Raw genomic sequence first — 24,399 nt, forward strand, 5'->3', positions numbered from 1 at the left:
CGAGCTACGTCTCGGGAGGTAGCGTGGAAGGAACTGGGTCGAGAGAGCCCGGGGGAACGACGGCAGCCACTCGGCTGTACAGGGGTCTGCCGACTGGCGTGTGAACGTCAGCGAGGACGACATGGGACGGCCGGACCGACAGGGGTGGGATGACAGGGTCGTCGTCGAGTCGTCAGGCGGACGCGGCGACGGCATGGACGACGGCGACGGGCGCCAGGACTACCAGGGCCAGCAGGCCCGCCCAGAGGGCGAGGCCCGCGACCAACAGCAGGCCCGGGACGAAGCTGACGGCCAGCCCCGCACCGGTCAGCAGTGCGACGAGGGCGAACAGTGCGCGACCGAGACCCTGTGGGACGGACACGGTCGGACGGCTGTACTCGGTTCGAGTGTGGGTGGTCGTACTCATCTGCTCTTATGTAGTCGTATGCACGCCGACCCCATAAGTGTCACCTGGAGGATATTTCTGTAAACGGAGATACTGAAACTCTCTACACCAACTGCTGGCAGGTGAGCAAGGCGGCAGGACGGGGACGAGACGGCGGGACAGGTCAGTCGTCGGCCGGCACCGCGGCCGTGCGCTCGACCTCGGCGACGGCGAGGTCGTCGTCGATGGTGACCGCGAGGGAGTCGCCGCCGAGCTCGATGGTCACGGTGACCGAGAACGGGTCCGTCGAGTGGACGGTCGTGCCGTGGTCGGAGACGCACCACGGGAGCTCCCAGTACGGCGTGCCGTTGAGGTCGACGCCGTGCTCGCGGTGGAAGTGGACCACGTCGGACTGGTCGAGCAACACCAGGCCGATGGCGGAACAGAGCGAGTGCCCACACTGCTGGCAGACGTGCTCGACGCGGACGTCCGAGCCGATGCAGCAGTCGCCCTCGCGCTCGACGTGGCTCGTCATCTTCCCACTGCACTCCGGACAGACGCCGTCCGCGGCGAGACAGTGGAGGTGCCGGACGCGCTGGTCGAACGCGCGCATGACCTCGTCGCGGTCGCGGTCGGTCAGACCGCCCGGCGGGAACGGGTACTCGCCGTGGGGGTGGCCGCAGTCGGCGCAGTCGACCGCGATGCACTCGTCCTCGTACACGGCGACGAGGGACCCGCCGCAGGTGACGCAGTCGGCGTCCAGCTCGTGGGGGCCCCAGCGCGGGTTCTGGTTGAACTCGCCGGCGATGACCGCGCGGACGACCTTCTTCCCGGCGTAGCGCAGGTCGTAGCCGTCGTCGGTGTTCACGACGAACTGGTCGGTGAGCTGCTGGAGGTGGTAGTTGAACTGGGCGCTGTCGCGCATCTCGACGGTCTCTCGGAGGTCCGAGAACCGGACCGGTCGGTCGTCCGCCTGCCAGAGCGCCTCGAGGATGGACAGCCGCGTCTCGTTGCCGACCACCGAGAACGCCTCCGCAGGCGCGACGCACGTCTCGCACTCGTTGATGTCCGGTTTGCTCATGGACAGTATTTCAACAGCGGTCGAGTAAAGCGTTCCCTCAACTCCGTTTTAGTAGAGTTTCGGACAGGTCTTCGGCCGAGGATTCAAACGGGAAGACGGAACCAACGAGGGCGTGCCCTGACGAGTCGAGACGGGCCGGTCAGCGGTCGTACGGCACCCCGGCCCGTTCCCCGCCGACTGTGCCGTCTGTTCGCCAGCCAGTCGCGACGGCCTCGGTCAGCCGAAGCGGTCCAGCCCGGCCTGTCTGCTGGCCAGACCGTCCGGCTCCGCCACCCAGCCGGTCCGTCGGTCGCGCTCGCCCGACACGTCGACCGATGGCGACTCGCCCTCCTCAAACCCCGGACAGTCCGGGTCACACTCGTTCCCCGGGTCGACGACGCGTCCCTTCCACTCGCAGTGCGGGAGGCCGCCACCACCAGCGACGGCTTCGTCCCGGACCCGCGCACAGCCCGGGAACTCGTCGACGCGCCAGCCCTTGCCGTAGGCACGCTCGGCCAGCCGCCGTCGAGCCCGTTCCTTGGCGGTGGGCGTCGCCACGTGAACCTCGGTCCAGCCGGGGTGTTCCTCGACGATTTCGGTCCCGTACGCGTCCACGTCGAGCGGCCTCGGCTCCCTGACGACGGTACGCTCCAGCGTCTCTGGGTCGAAGCGCCAGACGCCGACAGCCTCGGGGATGCGGTTCAGGTGCGCCCGGGTGACGTGACTCGCCGTCGCCAGCACCACCTCGTCGACGAGGCCCAGTCGGACGTCCTTCAGGAGCTGCGTCTCCAGGTCGCCCGGCGTCCCGAGGTCGGGCTTGTTCTCGACGGCGACGAGCCGGTCGAACCAGCCGTCCGGGTAGCGACACGCTCGCCGGACGTGCTCGGCTCCCGCGGGCGGGTCGCGCTCGAAGAAACCGACGTCGACCGCGCGCTCGACGATGCCCTGGGCTCGCTCCGCTGGCAGGTCGAACGCCCCGCGCCAGTCCCGCGAGCGGCCACGGCCCACGTCGCTCTCGATCGCCCGGTGTGGGATGGTCCGTTCGGTGATGGCAGCGCGGTCGTCGAACGCCGGCCCGGGCTCGACCAGGACCACGTCGAGCACTCGCCGTGCGCTGTGGACGCCGCCGCCGAGCTGTCGTGCGAGCACGCCGTCGACGGCCCGCTCCAGACAGACACAGAGCCGCTGTTCGAACGCGAATTCGCGCACAGCAGGAGTTGGTCTCGGGGGAGTAAAAGTCCGTCTCCGGCTCAGAGCGACGCGCCGATGGCCCGGACGCCGAAGACGAGGCCGGCGACGACGACCGGGAGGAGGCCGGCCCAGGTGAACAGTAGCAGCGGGAGCGCGAACCGGGCGAGGTTCGAGACGGGGACGGGCTCGTAGTCGATACCGGCGGTGGTGGAGCGGGTGGTGCCCATTGAACAACTGGCGGACGGCCACGAGGACATATACCCGGAGTTGTACCGGTTCCGTCGGCAGATGGGGTAGCTATTTTTGCTCGACGGGAGAACGACGGACAATGGCGGTCCCACAACCGACGACCGCGATGCTCGTGGTGTTCGGCCTCACCGCCGCGGCGCTGCTCGCGTTCGTGAGGGAGGTGGTCTCGCCGGACGTGACGGCACTGGCCGTCCTCGTCTCGCTTGTCGTCCTCGAGCCGTGGACTACGGTCGATGCAGCGACCGCCATCTCCGGGTTCGCGAGCGCCGCGACCGTGACCATCATGGCGATGTACATGTTGAGTGAGGGGGTCCAGCGGACCGGCGCCGTCCAGCGGCTCGGCGCGTTCCTCGCCCGCGTGACGGGTGGCGACGAGCGACGGGTACTCGCGGCGACGGTCGGGACGACGGGGCCGCTCGCCGGCCTCGTCAACAACACGCCCGTCGTCGCCGTCTTCATCCCGATGATCAGCGACCTCGCGGAGGACAGCCACCTCTCGCCGTCGAAGTTCCTCATCCCGCTGTCGTATGCTGCGATGCTCGGGGGAATGCTGACGCTCATCGGAACGTCGACGAACATCGTCGCCTCCGACCTCGTCGCGACGGACCTGGTGCCCGACCATGGCCCCATCGGGATGTTCGAACTCACGCCGCTCGGCATCGTCGTCCTCCTCGTCGGGAGCGTCTACCTGCTGACCGTCGCGCCGCACCTGCTCCCCGACCGGGTGCCGCCGACGCTCGACGTGACCGACACGTACGAGGTCACCGACTACCTCGCACAGGTCCGGGTGCGGGAGTCCTCGGCGCTCGTCGGCCAGCGCGTCGAGGACGCGTTCACGTCGATGGAGCTCGACGTGGACGTGCTCCAGCTCGTCCGCGACGAGGAGGTGTTCATCGCGCCGGGCAGCGACCGCGACATCGTGGCCGGCGACGTGCTCACCGTCCGGGCGAACCTGCAGGACGTGAACCGGTTCTCGGAGGCGTACGACCTCCGGCAGCTCCCCCGCGAGGAGGTGACCGGCGACAGCCTCAGCGCGCCGTGGATCCGTGGCGAACTGCTCGAACTCGTCGTCCCCCCGGAGTCGGACTTCGTCGGCGACACGCTCGCGGAGCTCCGGTTCAGGGAGCGGTACGGTAGCACGGTCATGGCCATCCGGCGCGGGAGCCAGGTCACCCACGAGCGCCTCGACGCCTTCGAGCTCTCGGGCGGCGACTCGCTGCTCGTCTACGCCACCTCGACGGCTGCCGAACTCCTCGCGGACGAGGACGAGGTGCTCGTGACGAGAGGGCCGGCGGGCGAGACGGAGAACCCCCGGCTCTCCCCGAAGACGCCCGTCGCCATCGGCATCCTGCTCGCCGTCATCGGGCTCGCGGCGTTCACGCACTTCCCCATCGTCGTCACGGCACTCGGGGGCGTCGTCGCGATGGTCGTCACGGGCTGTCTCGACATCGACGACGCCTACGACGCGGTGTCGTGGAACGTCGTCTTCCTGCTCGCGGGCATCCTCCCGCTGTCGGCGGCGCTCCGGGCTTCCGGCGGCGCGGGCTACCTCGCGGAGCTGCTGGTGCTGTTGGCCGAGGGCGCCGACCTGCTGCTGGTCGTCGGCGTGTTCTACGTGCTGACGGGGCTGCTCGCGAACGTCATCACGCCGGTCGCGAGCGTCGCGTTGCTGGTGCCGGTGGCGGCACGGTCCGCGACCGAACTGGGCGGCGACCCGTTCTCGTTCGTGCTCGCGGTGACGTTCGCGGGCTCGACGGCGTTCATGACGCCCATCGGCTACCAGACGAACCTGATGGTGTACGGCCCCGGCGGCTACCGGTTCACCGACTACCTGCGGGTCGGCGCGCCGCTGCAGCTGCTCCTCGCGGTCGTGACGACGCTTGGTATCGGCGTACTGTGGCCGCCGGGGTGAGGCCGAGACCGCCGAAACCACACCCAGTATCAATCGTCAACTACGACCATCGCCAATGGCTTCATCCAACGGTACCTCCCCGCTGCTCGGAATCGTCGTGGTCCAGCTCGGCATCCTCATCCTGACGACACAGGGTGCCACCGGTGACCTGGTGCAGGTCGTGTCGATGGTGTTCGGCCTCGGCGCGGTGGTCGTGACCCCGTTCTGGCTCCTGCTGGCGGCGTACGATTCGGGGCCGAGCGGAACCGAGACGGCCGAGTAACGGGCGTCTGAGAACGGTGGGTTTATCAAGCGCACAGGGGTAGTCGTAGCCAAGATTACTCTCGATATGGCAGGAAACCACCAACAACCGGAGGTGAACATCGGACTCGTCGGCCACGTCGACCACGGGAAGACGACACTCGTGCAGGCGCTCAGTGGCGAGTGGACCGACCAGCACTCCGAGGAGATGAAGCGTGGTATCTCCATCCGCCTCGGCTACGCGGACGCCACGTTCCGCCGCTGCCCCGAGTGCGAGGAGCCCGATGCGTACACCGTCGCGGACACCTGCGAGGAACACGATGTGGACACGGAGGTCGTCCGCACGGTCTCGTTCGTGGACGCACCCGGTCACGAGACGCTGATGGCGACGATGCTCTCCGGCGCGGCCATCATGGACGGTGCCGTCCTCGTCGTGAGCGCGACCGAGGACGTGCCTCAGGCCCAGACCGAGGAGCACCTGATGGCGCTGGACATCATCGGCATCGAGAACATCGTCATCGCCCAGAACAAGGTCGACCTCGTCGACGCCGACCGCGCCCGCGAGAACTACGAGCAGATAAAGGAGTTCGTCTCGGGCACCGTCGCCGAGGACGCGCCCGTCATCCCGGTCAGCGCCGGGCAGGACGTCAACATGGACGTCCTCATCGACGCCATCGAGACGCGCATCCCGACCCCCGACCGCGACCCCGACGCCGATGCACGGATGCACGTCGCGCGGTCGTTCGACATCAACCGCCCGGGGACGACCTGGGACCAACTCAAGGGCGGCGTCATCGGCGGCTCGCTCGTCAGCGGCCGACTCAACGACGACGACGACATCGAGGTCCGCCCGGGGCGCGAGGTCGAGGAGGGCGGACAGACCGAGTACCGCCCCATCGAGACGACCGTCCGCTCGCTCCAGGCCGGCGGCCAGACCGTCGACGAGGCCTCGCCGGGTGGCCTGCTCGGCGTCGGGACCGGCCTCGACCCGTCCTACACGAAGGGTGACGCACTCGCCGGCCAGATCGCCGGCCCGCCGGGGAAGCTCCCGCCGACGTGGGAGGCGTTCACGATGTCGGTCGACCTGCTCGACCGCGTCGTCGGCGACGACATGGGCGAGGTCGAGGACATCAACACCGGCGAGCCGCTGATGCTCACGGTCGGCACCGCCACCACGGTCGGTGCGGTCACCTCCGCCCGCGAGGGCGAGTGCGAGGTCAACCTCAAGCGGCCGGTATGTGCCCCCGACGGCGCGAAGATCGCCATCAACCGTCGCGTCGGTGCACGCTGGCGGCTCATCGGCGTCGGCACGCTCCAGGGATAGCCGATGTCGACACGGGTCGCTCTCGATACGAGTGCGCTCATGATGCCCGTCGAGCTTGACGTGCGGCTGTTCGACGAGCTGGACCGCCTCGTCGAGGGAGTCGACCCGGTCGCGCCGCAGGCAGTCGTCGAGGAACTGCGCCGGCTCTCCGAGAAGGGCGGCGAGGAGGGCACGGCGGCGAACGTCGGCCACGACCTCGTCACGGAACGCTGTCTCGTCGTCGACACGGAGGAATCGTACGCAGACGACGCCATCGTCGAACTCGCCCGCGAGGGCCACGCCGCGTACGTCGTCACCAACGACCTGCCCCTGCGCGACCGCGTCCTCGACGCGGGCGTTCCGGTAATAGCTTTACGGGGCAAGAACAAACTTGCAATAACTCAACCATAAACAGATGTACAAACGCGTCAGGCTCAAGGACACGGTCGAGGTGCCGCCGGAGGAGCTCGGGGACGTCAGCCCGGACCTCGTGAAGAAACTGCTGCAGGACAAGCTCGAAGGTCGCATGGACGAGGACGTCGGGAGCGTCGTCACCGTCACGAAGGTGCACGACATCGGCGAGGGGACCGTCCTCCCGAACCGCCCGGGCGTCTACTACGAGGCGGACTTCGACGCGGTCACGTTCGACCCGAAGATGCAGGAGGTCGTCGACGGGACCGTCGTCGAGGTCGTCGAGTTCGGTGCCTTCGTCGGCATCGGCCCGGTCGACGGGCTGCTCCACGTCTCGCAGATCTCCGACGAGTACCTCGCCTTCGACCACGAGAACCAGCAGCTCGCCTCCAGCGAGTCCAACCGAACGCTCGGCGTCGACGACGCCGTCCGAGCGCGCATCGTCACCAAGAGCATCGACGAGCGCAACCCGCGGGACTCGAAGATCGGGCTGACGGCGAAACAGCCCGGCCTCGGCAAGCACGGCTGGCTCGAGGACGACAGACAGAAGCGCGAAGCGCAGGCGGGTGATTAGATGGCCCAAGACAGAGTCGTCTGCCGCGAGTGCCACCGGGTGAACGAGCCGAACAACGCGACGTGTGAGTCCTGTGGCTCCAGCTCGCTGACGGAGGACTGGGCGGGCTACGTCATCATCGCCCACCCCGAGCGCTCCGACATCGCCACCGAGATGGAGGTCACCGAGCCCGGCAAGTACGCCCTGAAGGTTCGGTGACGTGAGCGGGGACAGCGACGGAACGGTCGTGCTCACGCTCCCCGAGTCGCTCCGCAGCGCGTTCAAGGAGCCGCTGGGACCGGTCGAGACCGACGCGAACACCCTTCTGCAGGACGTCACCGGGCCGCTCGTCGCGGTCGGCGACATCGTCACCTACCACTTCGTGCGCGCCGGGCGACAGCCGGACGTAGCCCTGGTCGACGAGCGGACGAAACGCGCGCCCGTCGACGAGGCCGTCCGCGAGGCGGTCGTCGACGCGGACGTCACCGTGCCGAACCCGGCCGGGACCATCACCGCGGAGCTACTCGTCGCGCTTCGCGAGGCGCTCGCCGACGGCGAGGCGACGACCATCTTCGTCGACGGCGAGGAGGACCTCGCGACCCTGCCCGCGGTACTGCTCGCGCCCGACGGTGCGAGCGTCGTCTACGGACAGCCCGACGAGGGGATGGTCCACGTCGAGGTAACGCCGGAGAACAAACGCGAGATGCGGTCGTTGCTCGACCGGATGGACGGCGACCACGAACGGGTCGCCGAGCTGCTCTAGTCCTCGTCCGCACCTTCGCCGAACTCGAACTCCACGTCGTCAGCCGCGGGCTCGTCGGCCGGACCGTCCAGCACCGTCCCCGGGTCGTCCCCTGCCGGGTCCTGCGTCGGCTGGCCGTCGAGCGAGTCCTCGAGCTGCAGTTCCTCGCCGAGCAGGCCCTCCGCACTGTCGGAGGCGTCCGTATCGAAGCGGTCGAGCGCCTCGCTCAGGCGGGACGCCTGCTGGCTGAGCGAGCCGGCGCTGTTGGACACTTCGGTGAGCGCGGTGGTCTGCTCCTCCGCGGCGGCGGCGACGTTCTCGGCCTCGCTGGTGGTCTCCTCGGAGATGGTCGCCGCGTCGTCGACCATCGCCACGACCTCCTCCGTCGACGCTGCCTGCTGTTCGGTCGCCGCCGATATCTCCTGGACGCCCGTGTTCGTCTCCTGGGCGTACTCGGCGATCTCGTCCAGTGCGTCGGCCGCCCGTTCGACCGACTCGACGTTCTGTGAGACACGTGCCGCCGTGTTCTCGACCTCCTCGGCGGTCTCGTCGGTCTGCTCCTGGATGCGCTCGAGGCGTTCCTCGATGTCCTCGGCGGCCTCCTTCGTGTCCTCGGCCAGCTCTTTGACCTGCTGGGCGACGACCGCGAACCCTTCACCCTCCCCGTCGGCGTTGCCGCCGGCACCCCGCGATGCCTCGATGTTCGCGTTCAGTGCGAGCATGTTCGTCTCCTTCGCGAGGTCGGTAATGAACTCGGTCAGCTCGTCGATCTGCTGCATCTCGGCCTTGAGCTGGTCGATGGCGTCGACGGCCGATTCGGAGTCCGTCTCGATCTCGCGCATCCCTTCGATGGCGTCCCCGGCGGCGTCACGACCGGCACGGCCGGTCTCGGCGGTCCGTTCGGCGATGTCGGCGACCTCGTTCGAGGAGGCCGCGATCTCCTCGGTGGTCGTCGAGAGACTCTCCATCTCGCCGCTGACGTTCTGGAGGCTCTGGTTCTGCCGTTCCGCCCCGTCCGAAATCTCCTGGATGGACTCAGTGACCTGCTCGGACGCGGAGCGGACCTCCTCGCTGGAGGCCGTCACCTGTTCGGACGCAGTCGCGACCTCGCTCGCGAAGCGCTTGAGGCGCTCGACGGTCGTCTCGATCTCGCCGATCATCTGGTTGAACTCGGTCGCGATGTCGCTCATCGCGTCGGACTTGGACTCGGCGTTCATGCGGGCGGTGAAGTCACCGTCCCCGCAGGACTGCATCACCCGGGCGTACTGGTCGGCCTTCTGCTCCAGATGGCGGTTCATCTCCTCCGCCTCGGCCTGGGCGAGTTCGGCGGCTTCACGGGCCTCGTTTGCGTTCTGTATCTGCTCGCGCAGGGCGTCGCGCATGGACGCGAAGCCGGCGTACAGCTGGCCGATGTTGTCGATCCGGCCGGTCTCGAAGTCGACGTTCAGGTCGCCCTCCTCCATCTTCTCGGCCTTGCTGCGCAGGCGGTCGATGGAGGCCGACGTGTTCCGACCGAGCACCGCGCCGACGAGACCGATGAGCAGGACGATGCCACCGGTGACGTACAGCCCGTTCTGGGAGATGTCGGAGACGACGCCGTAGGCATCGTCCTGGGGCTTGTGGACCGCGACAACCCAGTCAGTGCCCTCGACCGGTGCGTAGCCGACCACGTAGCCGCCTCTGAGACCGTACGAACTGCTGTCGAGGACGCTGTCGGGCGAGCTGGTGGTGAGCGCCGCGCTGTCGTTGCTGCTGCCGCCGGCGACCCCGGTGATGTCCCCGGCACGGTTCGCGTCGTAGGTCTGGCCGAAGAACAGCGACGCGAACTGGTCGTCGAAGAGGATGTTCCGGTCGCTGTCCATGACGAGGGTCGCGCCGGAGTCGCCGACGGTACCGCGCAGGTTCAGCGAGTAGGCGTCGGCACTCATCGTCAGGAGGATGGCGTGTCCGTCACCGGTCGCCGCGGCGTAGGTGACCGCCTGCAGCTGGCCGTTCTGGTAGACGTCGACCATCCGGGGGTTCTCGGTCCCTTCGATACCGTCGAGTGCGCTGGTGGACGACATCCCGATGCTGTCGACGCTCTGGCCCTCGAGCCCGCGCGTGCTCGCCTCTATCGTCCGGTCGTCGAGGCTGATGTACTCGATAGCCTCGACGTCCTCGAGCGTGCTGCGCTGTGAGAGCATCGACGAGATACGGGAGATGTTGCCGCGCTCGACCGTCTCGGACGTCGACATGATACGGGTCAGCTGTTGGTTCCGTTCGTTCCACTTCGCCAGCTCGTTCGCCTCCTGATTCGCGAGGATGGCGTACTCGTCGTTGGTCCCCTGTTTGACCTCCTGTTCGACCTGCGCGGTCGCGGCGAGCCCGACCGCGCCGACGACGACGCCGAGGAGAACGAGTGCGATTGCGAACTTCAATGCATACCGTTTCCGAATCGCGTTCGGAACGAGCATCCGCACGAACTGGAACATACAGTTGAATTCAGTGGGTGATTGATAAAGCTCTCGGCAGTTATTGTCACTCGAACCGAACTACGGTACCGAGGACCGTGGAGAACGTCGGCAGGGAACGTCGCTACTGCTCGCCAGGTCGTTCGCCGCCGGTCACCAGTCGCCTCAGCGGTCGAACCTCCCACTTCGAAATCCTTTTACCCGCTTCGCGGGGTAGATTAGGTAACTGGATACCATGGACATCGAGATACTCTCTGAGGAGGAGAACCCCATGTTGCACCGAACGGACGTGAAGTTCGAGATGGTTCACGAGGAAGCGACCCCGTCTCGTCTTTCGGTTCGCGACAGCCTCGCGGCGATGTTGAACAAGGACGCGGACGAGGTCGTCATCCGCACGCTCGACACGAAGTTCGGGATGCGCAAGACCGTCGGCCACGCGAAGGTGTACGACACCGCAGAGCGCGCCCGCGACGTCGAACAGGACCACATGCTCGACCGCAACAAGATCGTCGCCGACGAGGCCGGCGAGGAAGCCGAGGAGGCCTGACGATGGCACGCTACGAGTACTACAACGACGACGGCGAGGCCGAGCGAGAGCTGTGCCCGCGCTGTGGCGACACGTTCCTCGGCGACTACGGCGACCGCAAACACTGCGGGAAGTGCTCCTACACCGAGTGGGAGTAGATGCGCGTCCTCGGCGTAGAGGGGACGGCCTGGTGCGCCAGTGCCGCCTGCTACGACGCTGAGGCCGACGCCGTTCTCATCGAATCTGACGCCTACGAACCGGAGAGCGGCGGCATTCACCCGCGCGAAGCCGCAGAGCACATGCAGGCGGCGCTCCCGGCCGTCGTAGAGCGCGTCCTCGCGCAGGTCGACGGCCCCATCGACGCCGTCGCGTTCTCGCGTGGTCCCGGTCTGGGACCCTGCCTCCGCATCGTCGGCACCACGGCGCGGGCGCTCGCGGGTTCGCTCGACGTGCCGCTCGTTGGCGTCAACCACATGGTCGCCCACCTGGAGATCGGGCGCCATCGCTCGGGGTTCTCGTCGCCGGTCTGTCTGAACGCCAGCGGCGCGAACGCCCACCTGCTCGGCTACCGTGACGGCCGCTACCGGGTGCTGGGGGAGACGATGGACACCGGCGTCGGCAACGCCATCGACAAGTTCACGCGCCACGTCGGCTGGTCGCACCCCGGCGGCCCGAAGGTCGAGGCCCACGCCGAGGACGGCGAATTCGTCGACATGCCCTACGTCGTCAAGGGGATGGACTTCTCCTTCTCGGGCATCATGTCGGCGGCGAAGCAGGCCTACGACGAGGGGACGCCGGTCGAGGACGTCTGCTTCTCGCTGCAGGAGCACATCTTCGCGATGCTCACGGAGGTCTCCGAACGTGCGCTGTCGCTGACCGGCAGCGACGAGCTCGTCCTCGGCGGCGGAGTCGGGCAGAACGCCCGCCTCCGCGAGATGCTCGAGGCGATGTGCGAGCAACGCGGCGCGGACTTCTTCGCGCCCGAACCCCGGTTCCTGCGCGACAACGCTGGCATGATAGCGGTCCTCGGCGCGAAGATGTACGCGGCGGACGACACCCTCGCCGTCTCCGACTCGGGCGTCGACCCGAACTTCCGGCCCGACGAGGTGCCCGTCACCTGGCGCGGCGACGACGAGGACGTGGCCATCGCTCCGGAGTCCGGGCCCGTTCGCGGTGCCGAGGCGGTCGTCGAGTTCGACGACGACCACGTGACGAAGCGGCGCCTGCCGAAGACGTACCGTCACCCCGAGCTCGACGCGACGCTGCGGCGCGACCGCACGGTGCAGGAGGCCCGGCTGACGAGCCTCGCCCGGCGGGCCGGCGTCCCGACACCGGTCGTCCGCGACATCGATGTCCGGTCGGCGACCATCGAGTTCGAGCACGTCGGCACGGCGGACCTGCGCGACGGCCTCTCGACGGCACGCGTCCGCGACGTTGGCCGTCACCTCGCGACCATCCACGACGCCGGCTTCGTCCACGGCGACCCGACGACCAGAAACGTCCGGGTCGCCGGCGACGACGACCGCACCTACCTCGTCGACTTCGGGCTCGGCTACCACACCGACCACGTCGAGGACTACGCGATGGACCTGCACGTCTTCGACCAGAGCCTCGTCGGGACTGCCGACGCGCCCGACGAACTGCGGGCCGCCGTCCGCGACGGCTACCGGGCGGTCGGCGACGGAGCGGTGCTCACGCGGCTACAGGACGTCGAAGGCCGCGGTCGGTACCGGTGAGAATCAGGCGGGCCGCTCCTCGACGTCGGCGCGCTCGCGGATCAGCTCGCGAAGCTCCTCGGCGTCGCGCATCTTCTCGACCTCCTCGCGCTCGACGATAGCGGTGCCGTCGACGGACTCGCGCTTCGAGCGGTCCACGAAGTACACCGACCGTGTGCGGGTCACGTCGCCGATGGACGCCATGATTCTGGCCCGCTTCTCGGCGGCCCTGGTGAACGCCGAGTGGCCGGTGAGGATGGTGTCCTCGCGAACGTCCCACGCGTCGGCGTCGTCGCTGGCCTCGTGGTCCTCGCTGACGGCCTTGAACGGCGCGCGCGTCGTCGGGTGGACGTCGAAGCCGACACGGGTCATCACCGTGACCATGGGTTCGTCGTCGGGGTCCGCGTCGGGGTCCTCCGGCGTCGGTTCGGCGTCGCGCACCTCGTCGGCGCCGTCTTCGAGCACGTCGACGGGGGCCGTGAGGGGTGCGTCGAACATCTCCTCCAGACGCATCGCGACCTCGACGGAGGCGTTCATGCCGTCCTCGTACTTCGAGACGGTGCGACGGGAGACGCCGAGCTCGTTGGCGAGCTGGCCGAGGCTCATGTCCTGCTCCTCGCGCTCGTCTGCGAGCAGGTCGCCATCGATGTTGACGTAGAGGCCGCCGGGCGCGGCGTAGACGAGTGGTGGGACGCCCTCGACGAACAGGCCCATGGCGGTGTCGGGGGCGAAGACGGGCACGCCGTGGCGGAAGTACACCACGTCGGACTCCAGGTCCTCGTCGCGGGTCCGGAGGCCGATGACCATCGGGGTCGCGTTGAGGTACGCGCCCAGCCGACGCATCTCCGCGCCGGTCGCGGCGTCGAACGCGTCGATGTTCGACAGCACCTTCAGGAGGACGAGGTCCTCCCCACGGCGGGCCGCGAGGTCGAAGCTCTTGGGTCGGATGGCACACCGGTCGCTCACGGCGAAGCCCGCGTCCTGGAGCATTGCTGTGAGGTTACCGACCAGTGCATCCCGGGACATACCCATACGTAATCGATTCTTCGCATATATGTGTTGTGTCGGGCGCAAACACCCGATGTCCGGTGATTCCGGGCGGACTCGAGGGGAAGGTTCAAGTACCAGGTCAGCCGCGCCCGCGGGCTCGCGACCCGTCACCACGCTCCCGAAAGCGCTTACCGGACGCCCCCGCTACCCCCGTGCGATGACCGTCATCGGGCTGGACGACACGGACTCCCGCGAGCTGGGGATGTGCACGACGTACGTCGCCAGCCGCGTCGCGGACCGGGTATCGGCCGCGGGCGGCCGGGTCGTCCGCGTCCTGCTCGTCCGGCTCAACCCCGCCGTCGAGCACAAGACGCGGGGGAACGCCGCACTCGCGGTCCACTGCGACCTCCCGCCCGAGCGGGCCGCGGCCATCGCCCGCGAGGAACTCGCCGTCGCCGAGACCGACGACCCGCGGACGAACCCGGGCTTCGTCGTCGCCCCCGGAAGCCCCGAGCGCGTGTCGGATGGCGTCGCCGCCTTCGCCCGCGACGCGCTCCGCGAGATTCACGCCATCGACGACGCCGTCGCCCTCGCCGACGAGTCCGGCTACCGCCACGGCGGCCGGGGCAACGCCCGCGGCACCGTCGGCGCGCTCGCCGCCGTCGGGGCGTGGGCCGCCTTCGACGACTGGACGTACGAGCAGATCAGCTACCGCGAGCCCGACCGCTTGGGCACGGAGCGCGACGTCGACCTGGACTCCCTCTTCGCGGCCGCGGACCGCCACTACCCCGACGCCTGGGACACCGTCGACCGCGTCGAGGGCGAGGCCGTCTGTGTCCCCCGAACACCCTGCCCAATCCTTCACGGTATCCGCGGCGACGACCCGGACGCGGTCCGCGCGCTCGCGAGCGAGGTTCAGAGCGAACCCGTCCACGACTCGCGGCTGTTCGTCACCAACCAGGGCACCGACGCCCACCTCGCCGCCGGCGAGCTCGGCGCGCTCGACCCGAAGCGGGGGTGGCGGGTCGACGGCACCGTCCTCGACGAGCCGGAGACCCGCGAGGGCGGCCACGTCTTCGTCGCGTTCGGCGAGCCGGACGGCCCCCGCGTCGACTGTGCCGCCTTCGAGCCCACCAAACGGTTCCGCGACCGCGTCCGCGCGCTCCGGCCCGGCGACCGCCTCACCGTCTGTGGCGAGGTGAGCGACGGCACCCTCAAGCTGGAGAAGTTCGCGGTACGAGAGCTGGACCGGACCGAGCACGTGACCCCAGCCTGTCCCGACTGCGGCCGGACGATGGAGTCCGCGGGCCGGAACCAGGGCTACCGCTGCCGGGACTGCGGCACTAGCACCGATGGCAAGGTCGAGACCACCGTCGAGCGCGACCTCGAACCCGGCTGGTACGAGGTGCCGCCGTGTGCCCGCCGACACGTCGCCAAACCGCTCGTGAGAGGTGGGTTCGACGCCGAGACGCACCCGGAGCGCTGAGCTGGGGGATTTCCGATACGGCGCGGAGCTGGCTCGCGTGGCGAAGCCCGCGAGCGAACGGGGGCTCGTCGGGGCTTGCTCCGACGGTAGGACTGAAAGGGGCTGCTGGCTCGGCGAACTCGGGCGAAGTTAGCACCGCAGCGCAGCGAGGAGCGAAACGAGCACCGGGAGTCGAGCCAGCAGGGGCTTTCTGGCCGTCCTCGTCACCAACGACTCCCACGACCCGGACGGTGTTCCGACTGTGCTCTGTCTCCGATACCTCGCCAACGGAGATGCAGCCGAGACTCCCAGTCGAAGCGACGGATACGCCCAGCACCGACACCGACAAACCCCTCCCACCCGAACCCCGGTCCAATGACCGACACCGTGCAGTGCTGGCTCGTGGAGCGCTCGTTCGGCGACCGGAACCTCGTCACCGTCGTCTACGCGACGGAGGACGGGACGCTGTACCGCCAGCAGGAGCGCTCGGAGCACGCCGTCCGCCGGTCGCCGGTCACGGCGGGCGCGGAGTTCCCTGCCGACGAGCTGGAGGAGACGCCCGACGAGGAGACCCGCGAGCGCTACGCGCTGGAGGCGACCCGCACGGCGGAGTCGTACGAGCCCGACGAGGAGATCTGACACCGGGCGCGCATCAGAAGCCCGAACTGATTCCGGCGAAAGATACGAAACCGAACACGAGAACTCGTTTTCACCCATATTCGAACTTCTCACGGTTTTTAAGACCGTGACACAACCAATCAGAGTACCTATAAATATTCGAAAGACGTATATCTATTATGGCTTCTGTAATTGAACTTACCAACGTGACGAAGCAGTTCGGTGACGTGACCGCACTGCGTGATGTGGACCTCGCCGTCGAGAAGGGGGAGGTGTTCGGCTTCCTCGGCCCCAACGGGGCCGGCAAGTCCACCACCATCGACATGCTCCTCGACTTCATCCGGCCGACAGGCGGCGAGATTCGCGTGCTCGGGATGGAGCCCAAGCACGAGAGCGTCGAGCTCCGAAAGCGCGTCGGCATCCTCCCGGACGGCTACCACGTCTACGACCGGCTGACCGGCCGCCAGCACGTCCAGTTCGCCATCGACTCCAAGGCCGGCGACGACGACCCGATGGCGCTCCTGGAGCGAGTCGGCATCGCCGACGCCGCCGACCGCAAGGCCGGCGGCTACTCCAAGGGGATGACCCAGCGCCTCGTCCTGGCGATGGCCCTCGCCGGCGATCCCGACCTCCTCGTCCTCGACGAACCCACCACCGGCCTCGACCCCGCCGGCGCGCGCGAGATGCGCGAGATCATCCGCGAGGAGGTCGCCCGCGGCGCGACGGTGTTCTTCTCCAGCCACATCCTCGAACAGGTCGAGGCCGTCTGTGACCGCGTCGCCATCCTCAACCGGGGCGAACTCGTCGCCGTCGACACCATCGACAACCTCCGCGAGAGCGTGGGCGACGGCGCGACCCTGACGGTCACCGTCGACGCCGAGCCGACCGCGGAGACGCTCGACGCCATCGAGGCGCTCCCGGGCATCAGCTCCGTCGGTGTGACCGGCACCACCATCACGGTCCACTGCATCTCGAGCGCCAAGACCGCCGTGCTCGACGCAATCGAGGCCACCGGCCTGCACGTCTCGGACTTCACGACCGAGCGCACCTCGCTGGAGGACCTGTTCCTCAAGTACACGGGCAACAGCGACGAACCGGCCGAGTCGGGCGACGACGCGGCCGAACCGGCGACCGATGCGGCGATGGAGGTGGAGCAATGAGCTGGACCGCCGTCGCACGGAAGGACTTCCAGGACGCCCGCCTCTCGCGGTCGCTCTGGCTGCTGACCGGGCTGTTCGTCCTGTTCGCGGCCGGCATGGCCTGGGTGTACACGGAGATCGAGGCCCTCGGCGCGGGCGACCCCGAACTCACCGCGCTCGGGCTGTACGACTTCCTCGCCTCGTCGGCGACGCTGTTCGTCTCCATCGCGGCGCTGGTGCTGGCGTACAAGGCCGTCGCCGGCGAGCGTGACTCCGGCAGCGTGAAGCTCCTGCTCGGCCTGCCCCACTCCCGACTCGACGTCGTGCTCGGCAAGGTCGTCGGACGGACCGCGACGCTCGCGGTCTCCATCGTCCTCGGGTTCGTCGTCGCCCTCGGGGTCATCGTGGCCCTGTACGACGCGTACTCGCTGGTCGACTACGCGCTGTTCGTCGGCGTGACCCTGCTGTTCGCGCTGGTGTACGTGAGCCTCATGGTCGGCATCTCCGCCAGCGTCTCCACCAGCGGCAAGGCCGCCGCCCTGGCGTTCGGCACGTTCGTCGTCGTCGAGCTCCTCTGGGGTGCGGTCGCCACCGCCGCGGTGTACGTGGCCAACGGCTTCGCGCTCCCCGCCACCATCACCCAGTACCCGACCTGGTACTTCGGGATCGTGAGCCTCTCGCCCAGCGCGGCCTACCAGTCCGCCCTCGCGACCGTCCTCGACGGCGCGAGCACCACCGGCGAGGTCATCGGCGGCACCGCCGAAGCGGTCTACCTCGAGCCCTGGTTCGGCTTCGTCTGGCTGGCCCTCTGGCTCGTCGTCCCGCTCGCAGTCGGTGCGTTCCGGTTCAACCGCGCCGATCTCTGAGCGACCGGCTCGGAGACGGAGCACGGACACGGAAGCCGTTTTTCCGGTTCGGTAACTCGTCTACCTGTTTTATGTCCTGACTGTTCGTAGCGTCGCACACACATGGCCGCCATCAAACTCGACGATGTCACCAAACGGTTCGACGAGGTCACCGCACTCGACGAGCTGAGCATGACCGTCGAGGAGGGGGAGGTGTTCGGCTTCCTCGGCCCCAACGGAGCCGGCAAGTCCACCACAATCGACATCCTCCTCGACTTCGTCCGCCCGACCAGTGGCTCCTGTACGGTGCTCGGGATGGACCCGCAGCGCCAGCCGGAGGCCGTCCGGCGGCGCGTCGGCATCCTCCCGGACGGCTACCACGTCTACGACCGGCTGACCGGCCGCCAGCACGTCCAGTTCGCCATCGACTCCAAGGCCGGCGACGACGACCCGATGACCCTCCTCGAACGGGTCGACATCGCCGACGCCGCGGACCGCAAGGCCGGCGGCTACTCCAAGGGGATGACCCAGCGGCTCGTGCTGGCCATGGCCCTCGCCGGCGAGCCCGACCTCCTCGTCCTCGACGAGCCCACGACCGGCCTCGACCCCGCCGGCGCGCGCGAGATGCGCGAGATTATCCGCGAGGAGGTCGACCGCGGCGCGACGGTGTTCTTCTCCAGCCACATCCTCGAGCAGGTCGAGGCCGTCGCCGACCGCGTCGGCATCCTCAGCGAGGGCGAGCTCGTCGCCGTCGACACCATCGACAACCTCCGCGACGCCACTGCCGGCGGAGAGACGCTGACGGTGACGCTCTCGACCCCGCCGGACGACAACGCCCTCGCCGCCGCCGAGAGCGTCGACGGCGTCCAGGACGTCGCCGTCGACGGTGCGACGCTCACCATCTCCTGTCAGGGCAACGTGAAGATGGACGTCCTCGACGCATTCGAGTCCGCCGGCCACGAGGTCGTCGACTTCTCCACCGAGGAGACCTCGCTGGAGGACCTGTTCATGCAGTACACGGAGGTGAGTGCATGAGTCTCGCGCTCGTCGCGAAGAAGGACTTCCAGGACGCCAGCCGCTCGAGGGTGCTGTGGATACTCTCGGTGCTGTACGTCCTGCTAATCTCCGCGATGGTCTGGGCGTTCTCAGCGTTCGAGGGCCTGCTCGCCGGCGACGAGGCTGCGGCCGCGGCCCAGCAGGGCGTGAGCTTCAACCTCTACATCTTCCTCGCGGGCGCGACCACGCTGTTCATCTCCGCCACCGCGCTCGTCGTGAGCTACAAGGCCATCGCCGGCGAGCGCGAGTCCGGCCAGATCAAGCTCCTGCTCGGCCTGCCTCACTCCCGGCTGGACGTGCTGCTCGGCAAGGTCCTCGGGCGCACCGCGGTCCTCGCCGTCCCCGTCCTGCTCGGCTTCGCCGTCGCGCTCGTCGTTGCGTTCGCCCTCGGCGTGAACGTCGTCGTCACCGAGTACGCCTTCTTCGCACTGCTGACCGTCCTCTACGCGCTGGTGTACGTGAGCATCGTCGTCGGCGTCTCCGCGATGGCCAACACCACGACGCAGGCGACCGCCGGCGCCATCTCCGTCTTCGTCGTCCTCGAGGTGCTCTGGGACCTCGTCCCCACCGTCACGCTGTTCGGCTACTACTACGTCACCGACCAGTCCCTCCCCGTGTCCCCGGCGGAGTATCCCGAGTGGTACTACGTCGTCACCCGGCTCGCGCCCACGTCGGCGTACAACGTCGCCCGGAACGCCGTCCTGCCGAAGTCCGCGTCCGTGAGCATCGACAGCAGCTCGTTCCTGCTGCAGGACTGGCTCGGCTTCGTCGTCCTCGGCGTCTGGCTGGTCGTTCCCCTGGTCGTCGGCTACTGGCGGTTCGACGCCGCCGACCTGTGATCCCGCCCCGTGTCCTCCGGGCGGGTTCGCGGCGCACGCGGCCTCACTCCCCGACCCACTCGCCGACGCCGTGTTCCTGCAGGACCTCGCGGAACTCGGCCTCGTCGATTGTCGGCACGTCGTTCGCGTCAGCGTCGTCGCGCTTGGACTGACCCGGGTTCTCGCCGACGACGAGGTAGTCCGTGTTGCCCGAGACCGACGACGTGGCCGAGCCGCCGTGGCGCTCGACGAGGTCCTGGAACTCGCTCCTGGACTCGGAGAGCGCGCCCGTGAAGACGAACGTCAGCCCGTCGAGCTCGTCCGCCCCCTCGACCTCGTAGGTGTCGGGCTCGACGCCGGCGTCGGCGAGCCGGTCGAGGACGCGCTGGTTCGCCTCGCTCCCGAAGAAGTCGACGATGGTCTCGGCGACGATGGGGCCGACATCGTCGACCGACCGGAGGCGCTCCTCGTCACCGTTCTCGGCGGTCTCCCGCAGCGCGTCGAGGCTCCCGAACTCGGCGGCGAGCGCGCGGGCGGTCTCCGGGCCAACCTTCTGGATGCCCAGCGCGGCGAGGAAGTCGGGGAGCGTGGCCTCCTTCGAGGCGTCCAGTTCGGACAGGAGGTTCCGGGCGCTGGTCTCGCCCCAGCCCTCCAGTTCGAGCAGGTCGTCGCGCTCGATGTCGTAGAGGTCGGCGACGCCGTCCGTGACGAGGCCCGCCTCGACGAACGTCTCGACGGTCTCCGCGCCGAGCCCCTCGATGTCGAGCCCGGTGTCGCTGCCCCAGTACTCCACGGAGCGTTTGAGCTGTGCCGGACAGCCGAGCCCGCCCGAGCAGAACGCCAGCGGCCCCTCGCGCTCGACCTGGCTGTCACAGACCGGGCACGTCTCGGGCAGCTCGAAGTGCCCCGCCGACCGCTTCTCGACGACCTCCGCGACGTACGGAATCACGTCGCCGGCGCGCTCGACGCGCACCACGTCGCCTACGTTCACGTGCAGGCTCTCTATCTCGTCGGGGTTGTGGAGGCTCGCGCGCGAGACGGTGACGCCGCCGACATCGACCGGGTCGAGCAGCGCGACGGGCGTCAGCCGCCCGGTGCGGCCGACCTGCACCGCCACGTCGGCGAGGCGCGTCTCCTCGTTCCGGGCGGGGAACTTGTAGGCGAACGCCCAGCGGTACGAACGGGCGGTCGCGCCCAGCTCCTCGCGGGCGGCGCGGTCGTCGACCTTCACGACGACGCCGTCGATCTCGTAGTCGAGGCCGTCGCGCTCGTCGAGCAGCCGGTCGCGGTAGTCGATGGCGTCCTCGACGTCGCACCCGGTCTCGACGCGGTCGTTCCGGGGCAGGCCGAACTCGGGGAACGACGCGAGCGCGTCGGCGTGGGTCGCCCACGCCCGGCTCGAGTCGAGCACGTCGAAGAAGAACACAGAGAGCGGGCGCTCGGCGACGACGCTCGGGTCCTGCTGGCGGAGCGTCCCCGCCGTCGCGTTGCGCGGGTTGGCGAACGGCTCCTCGCCCGCCTCGACGCGGGTCTTGTTGTGCGCGGTGAAGTCGTCCTTCGGCATGTACACCTCGCCGCGGACGGCGAGGTACGCCGGGTAGTCGCCCCGCAGTCGCTGGGGGACCGCCGGAATCGTGCGGACGTTCTCGGTCACGTCGTCGCCCTCGTGGCCGTCGCCGCGGGTCGCCGCGCGCTCGTAGCGACCCTCCCGGTAGATGACCTCGATGCTGACGCCGTCGAACTTCGGCTCGCAGACGTACTCGACGTCGCCGACGGCCTCCCGGACGCGGCGGTCGAACTCGCGGACGTCCGCGGCGTCGCCGGACTGGTCGATGGACAGCAGCGGCGCGACGTGCTCGACCGTCTCGAACTCGTCGACCGGCTGGCCGCCGACGCGCCTCGTCGGCGAGTCCTCGGTCTGCAGGTCGTACACCTGCTCGAGTTCCTGCAGCCGCGAGAACAGCGCGTCGTAGGTGCGGTCGCCGACGACCGGGTCGTGGTCGACGTAGTAACGGTAGTCGTGATAGCGGACCGCCTCGCGGAGCAGGTCGACCTGCTCGCGGGCCTCGGCCGCGGTCAGTTCCTCGGCCGGCTCGAACGTCGTCGGCGGGTCCTCGACGTACGGGTTGTCGTCGGCGAGTTCGGCCTCACTCATCGGTCCCGGCTTGGCGGCGGTCCGGGTTAGGTCTTGCTCGACGCACTCAGCACTCGTCCACGCGCCGGAGGTCCTCCCGGGCCGCGTCGCGCTGTTCGCGTGCGGTCGAGACGTCCTCGTTCCGGGCCGCCGCCAGCGCCCGCTGGAAGTGCTCGGTCGCCGCGACGAGGTGCTCGCTCTGACAGCGCGACCGCTCGAGGTGCGTCGCGATGCTCGACGGCACGTCCTCGATGCCGTCGAAGTACTCGTCGGCCGTGACGAACTGCTCCTCGGCGTCGGCCAGCGCCGTCTCCGCCGTGTCGTACTCTCGGTTGTCGAGCGCATCCTGGGCGGTCGCGAGGTCGTCGCGTCCGAGCAGGATGGCCTCGTACCCCCGGGTCATCGCGAGCAGCCCGTCGACGAGCCGGATGGCCGCGTTCAGCGACGGCTCCAGCTCGTCGTAGCTGACCGCATCCACCGCCGCCAGCCGGTCGGGGTCAATGGCGTCGCTGGCCTCCTCCGCGGTCGTCACGTGCCCGTCAGCCTCCGCTGCGAGTGACTCCGCCTCGCGGACCCGTGCGAGCGCCTCGTCGTAGTCGCCGTTCTCGACGGCGGTCTGGACGGAGCTCAGTCGGCCGTCGATGTCCACGGTCGCGAGCAGGTCCACCAGTCGCGTCATCGACTCCAGCACGGTCGCCAGCGCCCGGAGCGACTCGATGGTCGCCTGCTGGTCCGAGTTCGCACCCTCGGCCGCCGCGTCGAGGTCCGAGCGTCCGCTGTCGATGGCCGCGAGCGTTTCCTCGGTGTCCAGCTCGACCGCAGTCGGCTCCTCCTCCACCTGCGACTGTAGCTCGGAGAGCCGGTAGCCGACGCGGTTGAGCATCCCGACCGCCGCGCGGATGTGCTCGGCGGTCTCGCCGCCGTCGCTTCCGCTGCCGTCGCCCGAGCCACCGTCGTCGGATCTGCCACCGTCGCCACCCGACCCGCCGTCGTCGTCACTCGACCCGCCGCCGTCGTTACCACCGTCGTCGGACCCGCCGACCCCACCAGCCGGTGCCTCCGAGCAGCCGGCGACGGCCGCCGTGCCAGCGACCGCGGCTGTCCTGATGAAGACGCGTCTGTGCATATCTGCCTGCACTTCCCAACGGCCGAACTTCACACTTCTGGCCTACAGCACCACCAGTACGACGCCGAACAGGACCAGCACGCCGAGCACGTCGCAGGTGTTCGTCACGACCGGGATGACCACGTCGTCGGGGTCGAGCCCGAGCCGGTAGGCGGCGTACGTCGTCAGCAGCGTCACCGCGATGGCGAGCACCGCCAGCACCGCGCCCGAGCACGCCGCCACGAGGACGACCCGGGTCGGTGCGAGCGTCGCCCCCACGGTCAGCTCGGTCAGTGCCCACGCCCCGAGGCCGACGACCGGGAACACCGAGACGGCGAGCCCGGCCGTCGCGACGGCGTTGCCGACGAGCGTGTCGTCCTCGGGCGAGAACGTGACGGTGCCGAGGTGGACCGCCGTCGAGAGCCGTGCCGCCAGGATGGAGCCGAGGTTGCCGGCCGTCCCGATGGTCACCGGCACGAGCACCAGCAGCGACGGCCGCCGCAACAGCTCGTCCTCGAAGCTCCCGAGCACCAGCCCCGAGCCGAGCTCGACCAGCGAGAGCGCGAGCAACAGCGGGAGCATCGCCCGCGAGATCGACCGGACCGACCAGTGTTCGGGCACTCAGACACCCCCGAGGAAGAGCACGATGCGCGCCGCGAGCAGGAGGAAGGCCATCCCGAACACGTCGCCGGTCGTAGTGACGATGGGGCCCACGAGCGTGTCCGGGTTCTGCCCGCGACGGAAGCCGACGAAGACCACCGAGACGACCGCGACCGTGAGCGTGATGCCCGAGAGCAGCCCCGCGAGCAGCGACACCGCGACCAGCGTCGGCAGCGGCGCGGCCGCCTCCCCGAGCAGCGCGAGCAGCACGTACGCCGCCGTCGCCGCGAACACGCTCACGAACAGCCCGTTCGTGATGGCCGCCGCGACCGCCCCCCGGAGCCGCTCGTTCCCCAGGTCGATGCGGGGTTCGAGCAGCCCCTGGTGGAGCCCGGTCGCCAGCCGCGCGCCCAGCGAGCCGTAGACGTTGCCGCGCGTCGCCAAGAGTGCCGGGACGAGCACGAGCAGCCCGGGCACCTGCTGGAGCTCCGACCGCATCCCGCCCAGCACCACGCCGGCGAACAGCCCCCCGACGACGCTCGCGCCCAGCGCGGGCAGCGCCTCGCGGTAGGCCTCGCGTGCGACGGCGCGGATGCTCATGTGGGTCGGCACACGGGCGAGGGTGATAAAAGACCACGCCACGACTGGCGGACCGACCGGGTGGCGCGCGGCTGGCGAGCGTGCCGAGCGCCAGCGAGGCCGTGAGCCGAGGCTCGTGCGAGCGACGAGAAGCGCAGGGAGCCTGCGACCGAGCATCGCAGGAGGTTGGGGAGGTTCGAGGGCGGTCGCGGTGTTGTGCCGCGGGGTGGACTGAAAGGGGCGAGGCTGTCGGCGAAGGCAGGCGACGTTCCCGCGAGGGAGCCTGCGACCGAGTGGGAAGCAGCGAGACGACGGAGGAGTCTCGCCAGCCAAG

26 protein-coding genes are annotated in these 24,399 nt (G+C 69.1%); 16 read left to right on the forward strand and 10 right to left on the reverse strand.

Annotation, left to right across the window (positions count from 1 at the left end):
• Positions 1–172: 172 nt before the first annotated feature.
• The 4 genes from BLT27_RS06925 to BLT27_RS19675 form a co-directional block, all read right to left on the reverse strand.
• Positions 173–361, reverse strand: a complete 189-nt coding sequence (locus BLT27_RS06925) for a hypothetical protein (RefSeq protein WP_175526408.1) — start codon at positions 359–361, stop codon at positions 173–175.
• A gap of 187 nt (positions 362–548) precedes the next feature.
• Complete coding sequence (locus BLT27_RS06930) at positions 549–1,445, reverse strand: winged helix-turn-helix domain-containing protein (RefSeq protein ID WP_089732319.1); 897 nt, start codon at positions 1,443–1,445, stop codon at positions 549–551.
• Between the two features lie 216 nt (positions 1,446–1,661).
• Positions 1,662–2,633, reverse strand: a complete 972-nt coding sequence (locus tag BLT27_RS06935; RefSeq protein WP_089732320.1) for a DUF5787 family protein — start codon at positions 2,631–2,633, stop codon at positions 1,662–1,664.
• Positions 2,634–2,674: 41 nt separating this feature from the next.
• Positions 2,675–2,842 carry a hypothetical protein gene (locus BLT27_RS19675; protein WP_175526409.1) on the reverse strand — a complete coding sequence of 56 codons (168 nt, stop codon included), beginning with the start codon at positions 2,840–2,842 and terminating at the stop codon, positions 2,675–2,677.
• Between the two features lie 101 nt (positions 2,843–2,943).
• On the opposite strand from BLT27_RS19675, the gene BLT27_RS06940 reads away from it, so the two are divergent.
• From BLT27_RS06940 to BLT27_RS06970, 7 genes are all read left to right on the forward strand, one after another.
• Complete coding sequence (locus tag BLT27_RS06940) at positions 2,944–4,776, forward strand: SLC13 family permease (protein WP_089732321.1); 1,833 nt, start codon at positions 2,944–2,946, stop codon at positions 4,774–4,776.
• A 55-nt stretch (positions 4,777–4,831) separates the two neighbouring features.
• Positions 4,832–5,038, forward strand: coding sequence for a hypothetical protein (locus BLT27_RS06945; RefSeq protein ID WP_089732322.1), 207 nt, complete (start codon positions 4,832–4,834; stop codon positions 5,036–5,038).
• Between the two features lie 66 nt (positions 5,039–5,104).
• Positions 5,105–6,340 (forward strand): translation initiation factor IF-2 subunit gamma, encoded by a 1,236-nt coding sequence (locus tag BLT27_RS06950; protein WP_089732323.1) that lies wholly within the window; start codon positions 5,105–5,107, stop codon positions 6,338–6,340.
• 3 nt (positions 6,341–6,343) lie between these two features.
• Entirely contained in the window at positions 6,344–6,730 is a 387-nt protein-coding gene (locus BLT27_RS06955; protein ID WP_089732324.1) for a type II toxin-antitoxin system VapC family toxin, read from the forward strand.
• Positions 6,731–6,734: 4 nt separating this feature from the next.
• Positions 6,735–7,304 (forward strand): DNA-directed RNA polymerase, encoded by a 570-nt coding sequence (locus tag BLT27_RS06960; RefSeq protein WP_089732325.1) that lies wholly within the window; start codon positions 6,735–6,737, stop codon positions 7,302–7,304.
• Positions 7,305–7,502, forward strand: a complete 198-nt coding sequence (gene spt4 / locus BLT27_RS06965; protein WP_089732326.1) for a transcription elongation factor subunit Spt4 — start codon at positions 7,305–7,307, stop codon at positions 7,500–7,502.
• Between the two features lies 1 nt (position 7,503).
• Positions 7,504–8,046, forward strand: coding sequence for a GTP-dependent dephospho-CoA kinase family protein (locus BLT27_RS06970; protein WP_245707649.1), 543 nt, complete (start codon positions 7,504–7,506; stop codon positions 8,044–8,046).
• Here the strand turns inward: BLT27_RS06970 and BLT27_RS06975 are convergent.
• Complete coding sequence (locus tag BLT27_RS06975) at positions 8,043–10,496, reverse strand: methyl-accepting chemotaxis protein (protein WP_089732327.1); 2,454 nt, start codon at positions 10,494–10,496, stop codon at positions 8,043–8,045. The genes BLT27_RS06970 and BLT27_RS06975 overlap by 4 nt on opposite strands.
• A 214-nt stretch (positions 10,497–10,710) precedes the next feature.
• Here BLT27_RS06975 and BLT27_RS06980 point away from each other — a divergent pair, with 214 nt between their 5' ends.
• Genes BLT27_RS06980 through BLT27_RS06990 form a run of 3 tightly spaced genes read left to right on the forward strand, consistent with a single transcriptional unit; the run spans position 10,711 to position 12,737 of the window.
• Entirely contained in the window at positions 10,711–11,022 is a 312-nt protein-coding gene (locus BLT27_RS06980) for a 30S ribosomal protein S24e (RefSeq protein WP_089732328.1), read from the forward strand.
• Positions 11,023–11,024: 2 nt separating this feature from the next.
• Entirely contained in the window at positions 11,025–11,159 is a 135-nt protein-coding gene (locus BLT27_RS06985; protein ID WP_089732329.1) for a 30S ribosomal protein S27ae, read from the forward strand.
• Positions 11,160–12,737 (forward strand): bifunctional N(6)-L-threonylcarbamoyladenine synthase/serine/threonine protein kinase, encoded by a 1,578-nt coding sequence (locus tag BLT27_RS06990; RefSeq protein ID WP_089732330.1) that lies wholly within the window; start codon positions 11,160–11,162, stop codon positions 12,735–12,737. It abuts the gene before it with no gap.
• 3 nt (positions 12,738–12,740) lie between these two features.
• Here the strand turns inward: BLT27_RS06990 and BLT27_RS06995 are convergent, their stop codons facing one another.
• Positions 12,741–13,742: a transcriptional regulator gene (locus BLT27_RS06995; protein WP_089732331.1), complete on the reverse strand. Its 1,002-nt coding sequence runs from the start codon at positions 13,740–13,742 to the stop codon at positions 12,741–12,743.
• Positions 13,743–13,923: 181 nt separating this feature from the next.
• Between BLT27_RS06995 and BLT27_RS07000 the strand changes: the two genes are divergently transcribed.
• The 6 genes from BLT27_RS07000 (at position 13,924) to BLT27_RS07025 (ending at position 19,668) form a co-directional block, all read left to right on the forward strand.
• On the forward strand, positions 13,924–15,192 hold the full coding sequence (locus BLT27_RS07000) for a tRNA(Ile)(2)-agmatinylcytidine synthase (protein WP_089732332.1): 1,269 nt from the start codon (positions 13,924–13,926) through the stop codon (positions 15,190–15,192).
• Between the two features lie 354 nt (positions 15,193–15,546).
• Positions 15,547–15,810 carry a DUF7967 family protein gene (locus tag BLT27_RS07005; RefSeq protein WP_089732333.1) on the forward strand — a complete coding sequence of 88 codons (264 nt, stop codon included), beginning with the start codon at positions 15,547–15,549 and terminating at the stop codon, positions 15,808–15,810.
• A 158-nt stretch (positions 15,811–15,968) separates the two neighbouring features.
• Positions 15,969–16,949 (forward strand): ABC transporter ATP-binding protein, encoded by a 981-nt coding sequence (locus tag BLT27_RS07010; protein WP_089732334.1) that lies wholly within the window; start codon positions 15,969–15,971, stop codon positions 16,947–16,949.
• Positions 16,946–17,794 carry an ABC transporter permease subunit gene (locus BLT27_RS07015; protein ID WP_089732335.1) on the forward strand — a complete coding sequence of 283 codons (849 nt, stop codon included), beginning with the start codon at positions 16,946–16,948 and terminating at the stop codon, positions 17,792–17,794. Before BLT27_RS07010 ends, BLT27_RS07015 begins: the two co-directional genes overlap by 4 nt.
• 102 nt (positions 17,795–17,896) lie before the next feature.
• Positions 17,897–18,808: an ABC transporter ATP-binding protein gene (locus tag BLT27_RS07020; RefSeq protein ID WP_089732336.1), complete on the forward strand. Its 912-nt coding sequence runs from the start codon at positions 17,897–17,899 to the stop codon at positions 18,806–18,808.
• Positions 18,805–19,668, forward strand: coding sequence for an ABC transporter permease (locus BLT27_RS07025; RefSeq protein ID WP_089732337.1), 864 nt, complete (start codon positions 18,805–18,807; stop codon positions 19,666–19,668). The genes BLT27_RS07020 and BLT27_RS07025 overlap by 4 nt, the downstream gene beginning before the upstream one ends.
• Positions 19,669–19,711: 43 nt before the next feature.
• Here BLT27_RS07025 and ligA read toward each other — a convergent pair whose 3' ends face one another.
• From ligA to BLT27_RS07045, 4 genes are read right to left on the reverse strand one after another with little or no spacing between them, the layout of a single operon-like run.
• Complete coding sequence (gene ligA / locus BLT27_RS07030) at positions 19,712–21,802, reverse strand: NAD-dependent DNA ligase LigA (protein WP_089732338.1); 2,091 nt, start codon at positions 21,800–21,802, stop codon at positions 19,712–19,714.
• Between the two features lie 46 nt (positions 21,803–21,848).
• Positions 21,849–22,907 carry a hypothetical protein gene (locus tag BLT27_RS07035; RefSeq protein ID WP_089732339.1) on the reverse strand — a complete coding sequence of 353 codons (1,059 nt, stop codon included), beginning with the start codon at positions 22,905–22,907 and terminating at the stop codon, positions 21,849–21,851.
• A gap of 42 nt (positions 22,908–22,949) precedes the next feature.
• Complete coding sequence (locus tag BLT27_RS07040; RefSeq protein ID WP_089732340.1) at positions 22,950–23,507, reverse strand: magnesium transporter; 558 nt, start codon at positions 23,505–23,507, stop codon at positions 22,950–22,952.
• Entirely contained in the window at positions 23,508–24,086 is a 579-nt protein-coding gene (locus BLT27_RS07045; protein WP_089732341.1) for a magnesium transporter, read from the reverse strand.
• Positions 24,087–24,399: the final 313 nt, after the last annotated feature.

Source organism: Haloarchaeobius iranensis (assembly GCF_900103505.1).
Taxonomy (GTDB): Archaea; Halobacteriota; Halobacteria; order Halobacteriales; family Natrialbaceae; genus Haloarchaeobius; species Haloarchaeobius iranensis.

What these genes read in the sequence shown, in the direction of transcription:
- spt4 (WP_089732326.1), top strand. Translation starts at nt 7,305, where the DNA reads ATGGCCCAAGACAGAGTCGTCTGCCGCGAGTGCCACCGGGTGAACGAG.
- BLT27_RS07015 (WP_089732335.1), top strand. Translation starts at nt 16,946, where the DNA reads ATGAGCTGGACCGCCGTCGCACGGAAGGACTTCCAGGACGCCCGCCTC.
- ligA (WP_089732338.1), bottom strand. Translation starts at nt 21,802, where the DNA reads ATGAGTGAGGCCGAACTCGCCGACGACAACCCGTACGTCGAGGACCCG.
- BLT27_RS19675 (WP_175526409.1), bottom strand. Translation starts at nt 2,842, where the DNA reads ATGGGCACCACCCGCTCCACCACCGCCGGTATCGACTACGAGCCCGTC.
- BLT27_RS07005 (WP_089732333.1), top strand. Translation starts at nt 15,547, where the DNA reads ATGACCGACACCGTGCAGTGCTGGCTCGTGGAGCGCTCGTTCGGCGAC.
- BLT27_RS06950 (WP_089732323.1), top strand. Translation starts at nt 5,105, where the DNA reads ATGGCAGGAAACCACCAACAACCGGAGGTGAACATCGGACTCGTCGGC.
- BLT27_RS06930 (WP_089732319.1), bottom strand. Translation starts at nt 1,445, where the DNA reads ATGAGCAAACCGGACATCAACGAGTGCGAGACGTGCGTCGCGCCTGCG.
- BLT27_RS07000 (WP_089732332.1), top strand. Translation starts at nt 13,924, where the DNA reads ATGACCGTCATCGGGCTGGACGACACGGACTCCCGCGAGCTGGGGATG.
- BLT27_RS06975 (WP_089732327.1), bottom strand. Translation starts at nt 10,496, where the DNA reads ATGTTCCAGTTCGTGCGGATGCTCGTTCCGAACGCGATTCGGAAACGG.
- BLT27_RS07045 (WP_089732341.1), bottom strand. Translation starts at nt 24,086, where the DNA reads ATGAGCATCCGCGCCGTCGCACGCGAGGCCTACCGCGAGGCGCTGCCC.
- BLT27_RS07010 (WP_089732334.1), top strand. Translation starts at nt 15,969, where the DNA reads ATGGCTTCTGTAATTGAACTTACCAACGTGACGAAGCAGTTCGGTGAC.
- BLT27_RS07035 (WP_089732339.1), bottom strand. Translation starts at nt 22,907, where the DNA reads ATGCACAGACGCGTCTTCATCAGGACAGCCGCGGTCGCTGGCACGGCG.
- BLT27_RS06960 (WP_089732325.1), top strand. Translation starts at nt 6,735, where the DNA reads ATGTACAAACGCGTCAGGCTCAAGGACACGGTCGAGGTGCCGCCGGAG.
- BLT27_RS06945 (WP_089732322.1), top strand. Translation starts at nt 4,832, where the DNA reads ATGGCTTCATCCAACGGTACCTCCCCGCTGCTCGGAATCGTCGTGGTC.
- BLT27_RS06995 (WP_089732331.1), bottom strand. Translation starts at nt 13,742, where the DNA reads ATGTCCCGGGATGCACTGGTCGGTAACCTCACAGCAATGCTCCAGGAC.
- BLT27_RS06985 (WP_089732329.1), top strand. Translation starts at nt 11,025, where the DNA reads ATGGCACGCTACGAGTACTACAACGACGACGGCGAGGCCGAGCGAGAG.
- BLT27_RS06955 (WP_089732324.1), top strand. Translation starts at nt 6,344, where the DNA reads ATGTCGACACGGGTCGCTCTCGATACGAGTGCGCTCATGATGCCCGTC.
- BLT27_RS06940 (WP_089732321.1), top strand. Translation starts at nt 2,944, where the DNA reads ATGGCGGTCCCACAACCGACGACCGCGATGCTCGTGGTGTTCGGCCTC.
- BLT27_RS07025 (WP_089732337.1), top strand. Translation starts at nt 18,805, where the DNA reads ATGAGTCTCGCGCTCGTCGCGAAGAAGGACTTCCAGGACGCCAGCCGC.
- BLT27_RS06980 (WP_089732328.1), top strand. Translation starts at nt 10,711, where the DNA reads ATGGACATCGAGATACTCTCTGAGGAGGAGAACCCCATGTTGCACCGA.
- BLT27_RS07020 (WP_089732336.1), top strand. Translation starts at nt 17,897, where the DNA reads ATGGCCGCCATCAAACTCGACGATGTCACCAAACGGTTCGACGAGGTC.
- BLT27_RS06990 (WP_089732330.1), top strand. Translation starts at nt 11,160, where the DNA reads ATGCGCGTCCTCGGCGTAGAGGGGACGGCCTGGTGCGCCAGTGCCGCC.